The organism is Oscillibacter sp. KLE 1728 (genome assembly GCF_934833455.1).
GTDB classification, from domain to species: domain Bacteria; phylum Bacillota; class Clostridia; order Oscillospirales; family Oscillospiraceae; genus Oscillibacter; species Oscillibacter welbionis.
Map to the genome: position 1 here is coordinate 3,558 of NZ_CAKVVF010000077.1, position 6,104 is coordinate 9,661.

General features: G+C 62.7%; 6 protein-coding genes. All 6 read left to right on the plus strand.

The window, feature by feature from the left end; all coding sequences use genetic code 11:
- A partial coding sequence (locus QVE23_RS08775) for a betaine/proline/choline family ABC transporter ATP-binding protein (RefSeq protein ID WP_502919087.1) occupies positions 1-1,127 on the plus strand: 1,127 nt, incomplete at its 5' end.
- Positions 1,124-1,768, plus strand: a complete 645-nt coding sequence (locus QVE23_RS08780) for an ABC transporter permease (RefSeq protein WP_021748231.1) — start codon at positions 1,124-1,126, stop codon at positions 1,766-1,768. The genes QVE23_RS08775 and QVE23_RS08780, both read left to right, overlap by 4 nt.
- Complete coding sequence (locus tag QVE23_RS08785) at positions 1,765-3,264, plus strand: glycine betaine ABC transporter substrate-binding protein (protein ID WP_021748232.1); 1,500 nt, start codon at positions 1,765-1,767, stop codon at positions 3,262-3,264. Before QVE23_RS08780 ends, QVE23_RS08785 begins: the two co-directional genes overlap by 4 nt.
- 153 nt (positions 3,265-3,417) lie before the next feature.
- Positions 3,418-3,840 (plus strand): hypothetical protein, encoded by a 423-nt coding sequence (locus tag QVE23_RS08790; protein ID WP_267288370.1) that lies wholly within the window; start codon positions 3,418-3,420, stop codon positions 3,838-3,840.
- Position 3,841: 1 nt separating this feature from the next.
- Positions 3,842-4,402 (plus strand): RNA polymerase sigma factor, encoded by a 561-nt coding sequence (locus tag QVE23_RS08795; RefSeq protein WP_119311336.1) that lies wholly within the window; start codon positions 3,842-3,844, stop codon positions 4,400-4,402.
- Positions 4,399-5,991 (plus strand): hypothetical protein, encoded by a 1,593-nt coding sequence (locus QVE23_RS08800; protein ID WP_287967957.1) that lies wholly within the window; start codon positions 4,399-4,401, stop codon positions 5,989-5,991. The genes QVE23_RS08795 and QVE23_RS08800 overlap by 4 nt, the downstream gene beginning before the upstream one ends.
- Positions 5,992-6,104 lie beyond the last annotated feature (113 nt).

The window sequence follows — 6,104 nt, forward strand, 5'->3', positions numbered from 1 at the left end:
GGAGTGAAGGCAGCGATATGATCCAGTTTGAACACGTCTCCAAGAGCTATGGCAAGACCCCGGTCCTCAAGGACCTGAATTTCACCATTCCAGACGGACAGTTCGTGGTCCTGATCGGCCCTTCCGGCTGCGGCAAGACCACCACCATGAAGATGATCAACCGCCTGCTGGAGCCCGATTCCGGCACCATCCGCATCGACGGGCAGGATATCCACTCCCAGGACAAGGTGGAACTGCGGCGGCATATCGGCTATGTGATCCAGCAGATCGGCCTGTTCCCCAACATGACCGTGGCCCAGAACATCTGCGTGGTCCCCAAGCTGCTGAAGTACGACAAGGCCCGGTGCGATGAGATCGTCCAGGAGATGCTGCAGCTGGTCCACATGGAGCAGTCTGCCAACAAGTATCCTTCCGAGCTCTCCGGCGGCCAGCAGCAGCGCATCGGCGTGCTGCGGGCCCTGGCGGCTTCTCCCCCCATCGTGCTGATGGATGAGCCCTTCTCCGCTCTCGATCCCTTGACTCGCGAGTCCCTGCAGGACGAGGTGAAGAACCTGCAGCAGAAGCTGAACAAGACCATCGTCTTCGTCAGCCACGACATGAGCGAGGCGCTGAAGCTGGCGGACATCATCATCTTCATGGCCGCCGGAGAAATCGTCCAGATGGCCTCCCCCGAGGAGATGCTGGAGCACCCCGCCAACGATCTGGTCCGCACCTTTATGGGCAAGCACACGCCGGACACCGCCCCCTCCAAAGTGGAGAGCTTCATGCGCACCAATGTGTTCAGCGTCCGGAAGGACCGCGGCGTGCTGGAGTGCGCCGAGCGCATGGCCCGAGGCAGCGTGGACACCCTGCTGGTCACAGACGAGCAGAACCGGTACTTAGGCACCATCTCCATCGGCGACATCCGCCACTGGGGCCGGGAACTCACCAGCATCGAGCCTCTGATCCGACAGACCGCCCGGACCGTCCGGGTGGGGGACGAGGCCAAGGAGAGCTTCGACTACCTGCTGGACTCCGGTGCCAACTACGTGGTGGTGCTGAATGCGGACGACACCATCGCCGGTATCGTCACCAAGACCAGCGTGGCCCGCAGCGTGGCGGAGAATCTGTGGGGTGATTCCAAATGATGACGCTGATCCAGGACTACGGCGCCGACCTGCTGCGGGCCATCGGACTGCACACGATATATGTGCTGATCTCCGTGGTCATCGGCTTTGCGGCGGGACTGGTGTTCGGCATCCTCCTCTCCCGAATCCCGCGGTGGCTGTCGGGCATCATCATCCCCATTCTCTCCATCTTCCAGACCATTCCCGGCCTGGTGTTCATCGGCGTGCTGTTCATCTGGTGGGGGAATATCTATCCCACGGTGATCGTGGCCCTCAGTGTGTACGCCATGTTCCCAGTGCTGAAAAACACCTACACCGGCATTCTGGAGGTAGAGCCGAAATACATCGAGGCCGCCAAGGGCTGCGGCATGTCCTCCTTCCAGACGCTGGTGCGGGTGGAGCTGCCCCTGGCCATGCCGGTCATCATCTCGGGGCTGCGGATGGCCGCCATCTACACCGTCTCCTGGGCGGTGCTGGCCTCCATGATCGGCCTGGGCGGCCTGGGCGACTTTGTGTACCGGGGCACCAGCTCCAACAACAACACGCTGATTCTCCTGGGGGCCATCCCGGCGGCCATACTGGCCGTTCTCTTCGGACTGGTCATTGACCTGCTGCAGAAAAGGGTCACGCCCCGCGGCCTGCGAAAGGAGGCGGGCAAATGAGCTGGGACCTGATTTTTCAACATCTCTTCATCGTTCTGGCGGCCAGCCTGCTGTCCATCGCCGTGGGACTGCCCTTGGGCATCTGGGCATACGTCTCCAAGACCGCCCGGCCCGTCATCCTGCGGATTGTGGACCTGCTGCAGACCATTCCCTCCCTGGCCCTTCTGGGCATCATCATGGTGGTGCTGGACCCCGGCAAGCTGACGGTCATCACCGGCATCACGCTGTACTCCCTGCTGCCCATCGTGCGGAACACCTGCTTGGGACTCCAGGAGGTGGACCCGGGTGTGAAGGAAGCCGCCCGGGGCATGGGCATGAGCAAGCCCTACCGGGTGCTGATGGTGGAGTTCCCCCTGGCCTTCCCCACGGTGTTCACCGGCATCCGCATCGCGGTGGTAAACGCCATCGGCACTGCGGTATTCGCAGCTTTCGTGGGCGGCGGCGGTCTGGGCGGCGTCATCACCCAGGCCATCCGGATCTCCGATATGTCCCTGATTCTGGCGGCCACCGGCGTCCTTATGGTCATCGCCGTGGTGCTGGACCTCATCATGAGCTGGTTCGAGGGGCAGATGCGCAAGAGCCGGGGCGGCTCCAAGAAAATGTGGATCCCGGTGGCGGCCATCGTACTGGCGTTCATCCTGCTGCTGCCCTATGGCCGCGGCGGCACCGGCGACATTCTTCTCTATGACGGCGACTACTCCGAAACCCAGCTGATGCACCACATGGTAAAGATGCTGGTGGAGGACCAGACGGACCTGACCGTCACCATTCAGGATCAGATGTCCCAGGTGAACAACTGGAACTCCCTGAAGGATGACAGCCACACCTGCGACCTGATGATCTCCTACGACGGCACGATCCTCACCACCTTCCTGGGCCAGGACACGGTGGACGTTCCGGAGGGCATGACGATCTACGACTACGTCCAGGGCGAGCTGGACAGCTACGGCCTCACCCAGCTGGAGCAGCTGGGCTTTGAAAACACCTACGCCATCGGCGTGCCCCAGGCCCTGGCGGACGAGTACGGCCTGGAGACCATCAGCGACCTCATCCCCATTGCGGACCAGCTGACCTTCGGCGCGGAGCAGGAGTTCTTCACCCTGGAGGGCAGCATGAAGTATGACCCCTTTGTGAAGTTCTACGGTCTGAATTTCCAGGACGCGGTCTCTGTGGATATGGGCCTGAAGTACTCCGCCATTGAAAACGGCAGCTTCGATGTGGCGGTGGTCTACTCCACCGACGGCCTGAACAAAAAGGTCGGGCTGAAGGTCCTGGAGGACGACCAGAGCTTCTTCCCCGACTACAACGGCGTCTTTCTGGTGCGGGACGATCTGCTGGAGAAGTACCCGGAGGTGGCGGACATTCTGAACCAACTGGCGGGCAAGATCCCCACCGAGCAGATGGCGGAGCTGACCTACCAGGTGGACGTGGAGGGCCGCACTGTGGATGAGGTGGCCCGGGAGTTCCTGGTGAGCCTGGGGCTGCTGGAGGCCTGATCCCCGCTCTCTTTCAAAACCGCTCTGGAGCGTCCGCGCTCCAGAGCGGTTTCCTTTGGAAAATTTCCACTTCTTTGCAACCGGCATCACGTTTTCTCGTCTATGTTGGTGAGAGAACCTCCGGCCGCGGGCTGGAGACAGGAGGAGGATCCCATGAATCTGCAAAAGCGGTACTTATTGATGGGCGGAGCCGTGCTGGCCATCCTGCTGACGCTGGCGGCAGGACTGCTGTTCTGGGGCCGGAGGCCCTTCCGGGGTCTGGAGGCGGCGGACATCGCCGCAGCCACCGTCCTGGTGGGCCCCCCGGATGTGACACTGGAGCTGGATGCCGGGGAGATCGAGACCCTGGCGGATCTGCTGGCAGATGTCCGCATCACGCGGCCGGACCAGTCCTATTCGGAGTATGCCGGACAGACCGTCCTGTTCACGGTGACCATGGCTGACGGCACAGCTGCGAACGTCACGGCCTACAACCCGTTTCTGATTATCGACGGCACCGGCTGGCGCACCGCCTATGCGCCCTGCGAGGCGCTGAACCGCTTTGCCAACGAGCTGCTGCGGGAGAGAGGAGGATAACATGGAGGACACGGAGATCATCGACCTGTACTGGCAGCGGGATCAGCGGGCTATTGACGAGACCCACGGCAAATACGGCGGCTTCCTGGCGGGGATTGCCTGGAACATCCTCCGCAGTCACAGCGACGCGGAGGAGTGCGTCAACGACACGTATCTGCGCACCTGGAACGCCATTCCTCCGGCCCGCCCCTCCGCCTTCCGGGCCTGGCTGGGGCGCATCGTCCGCAACCTCTCTCTGGACCGCTGGAAGCAGAGCCGCACCGCCAAACGGGGCGGGGACGGCATGGAGGTGCTGTTGGGGGAGCTGGATGACTGTGTGCCGGAGCCCCACGGAACCGAGAAGACGATGGAGGACCAGGAAATCGCGTCGCTCATCAGCGCGTTTCTGCGGCGGCAGAGTCCGGAGAGCCGCATCATCTTCCTGCGGCGGTACTGGTACGGGCAGAGTGTGGCGGATATTGCCGCCGGAATGAACTGCGGAGAGGGGAAGGTCAAGTCCTCTCTCTTCCGCACCCGGAAGGCCCTGCGGACCTATCTGGAACAGGAGGAGGTGTTTTTGTGAAAGCGGAGCGGTTGTTTCAAATCCTGGGTCTGGTGGACGAAAGCCTCATAGAGGAGGCGGACACCGCCTCCTCCCCCGCCGCTGTACAGCGGCGGCCCTCATGGGTTCGGCTTTTGGCCGCGGCCGCATGTCTCGCGGTGATCTGCGCCGGGGCGTGGGGACTGTGGCAATCGAATCCGGGAGCGGGCACCGGCAGCCCCGGAGATGCCGCGCTGGCCGGTGGAGAATCCGGCGGTGACGGCCACAGCCCGGGCACTACCTTCCTGTCCTACGCCGGGCCGGTCTTTCCGCTGACCACGGCGGAAACGAACACCCGCCTGACCGCAGGGCGGACCGTCACCTGGGATTTTGCCCCCGGCTCCTATGAGGATGGATCCCCCCGACAGTGGGGGGCCCAGGTGACAGACAGCTACACGCTGACCAATCCTGCTGACGGCAGTGTGACGGTCAACGCCCTCTACCCCGTCTCCACCAGCTGGCTGGACTTTCCCGAGCTGAACGCTGCTGTCACCGTGGATAGCGGGGGGACCGGTTTCTCTGTGCTCTCCGGCGGCTACGCCGGAGGCTTTCAGGACGCCGGGGAGCCGGACGGCTCCACCTGGAACCTGGCCCCGCCGGACGAATGGGCCGATTATCAGGCACTTCTGGCAGACGGAGAATACCTGTCCCGGGCGATGGAGGAAACTGCTGCCCCGGAGGTCCCGGTGACTGTATATCAGTTCACGGATTTCGCCGCGCCCCATGAGGAATACAACGCCGCTACCCAGGCGGTGACCTTCACTACCGACCCAGAGGCCACCACAGTCCTCTCCTACGGCTTCAACGGCATGAGTCGGGATGCGGACCGGGGCTGGTGCCAGTACAGCTACTTCGTTCCCGATGGTGTCCGGAGAGAGACGGAAACAAAAATCCTGATCGTCCTGGGTGATGACATTGGCGATTATGTCCTCCAGGGGTACGCCGACGGCGGCTGTGACCAGGAGATCGATGGGGTGTCCTGCACCGTCACCTGCCGGGAGACCACCTTGGCCGATGTGCTGGACCTGCTGTGCCGGGCTTATCAGGCGGAATTTGAGCAGTTCAGCCTGGGCCGCGGGCAGGAAAGCCCCTTCCGGTATCTCTCTCAGGCGCAGTACCAGGGATTGGTGTGGCAGCTGCTGGAGCAGTACGGCCTCTTCTCCGGCACCCCCAAGGACCGGTACAGCGACGGCCGACTGGATGAGATCCTGATGGAAGCCCTGTCCCAGGAGCGGGTGCTGTACCTGTCCTTCCCCGTCACCGTCCCGGCAGGCGGCAGTGTTACTGTGGCGGCTTCTTTTTGGAAGGCACCCAGCTATGACTACGGCTGCTCTGGTTCGGAGAACGTGGGCCTCCAGGGCTATGATCTGGTGACGGCCCTGGGATCCACGCTGGAGCTCACCGACCAGACCGCCGCCCTGGTGAACACGGACACCATTGAGATCGTCCGGCAGAACCTGGGCTTTGATCTGGAAAATGGTGTTACCCAGGTATCGCTGGATCTGGCGGAGCCTCACTACTATCTGGAAATCCGTCCTCTGGAGGGATCATCACAAAGACGCGCCAGTTGAACATACACACGGCCGTCATTTGCAACGGTACATTATTACCGCCCCCGAAACCGCCCGCCAAAAACACCCCACGGATGGGGGGCCCGAGGGCTAACACCTACCCCATCACCAGC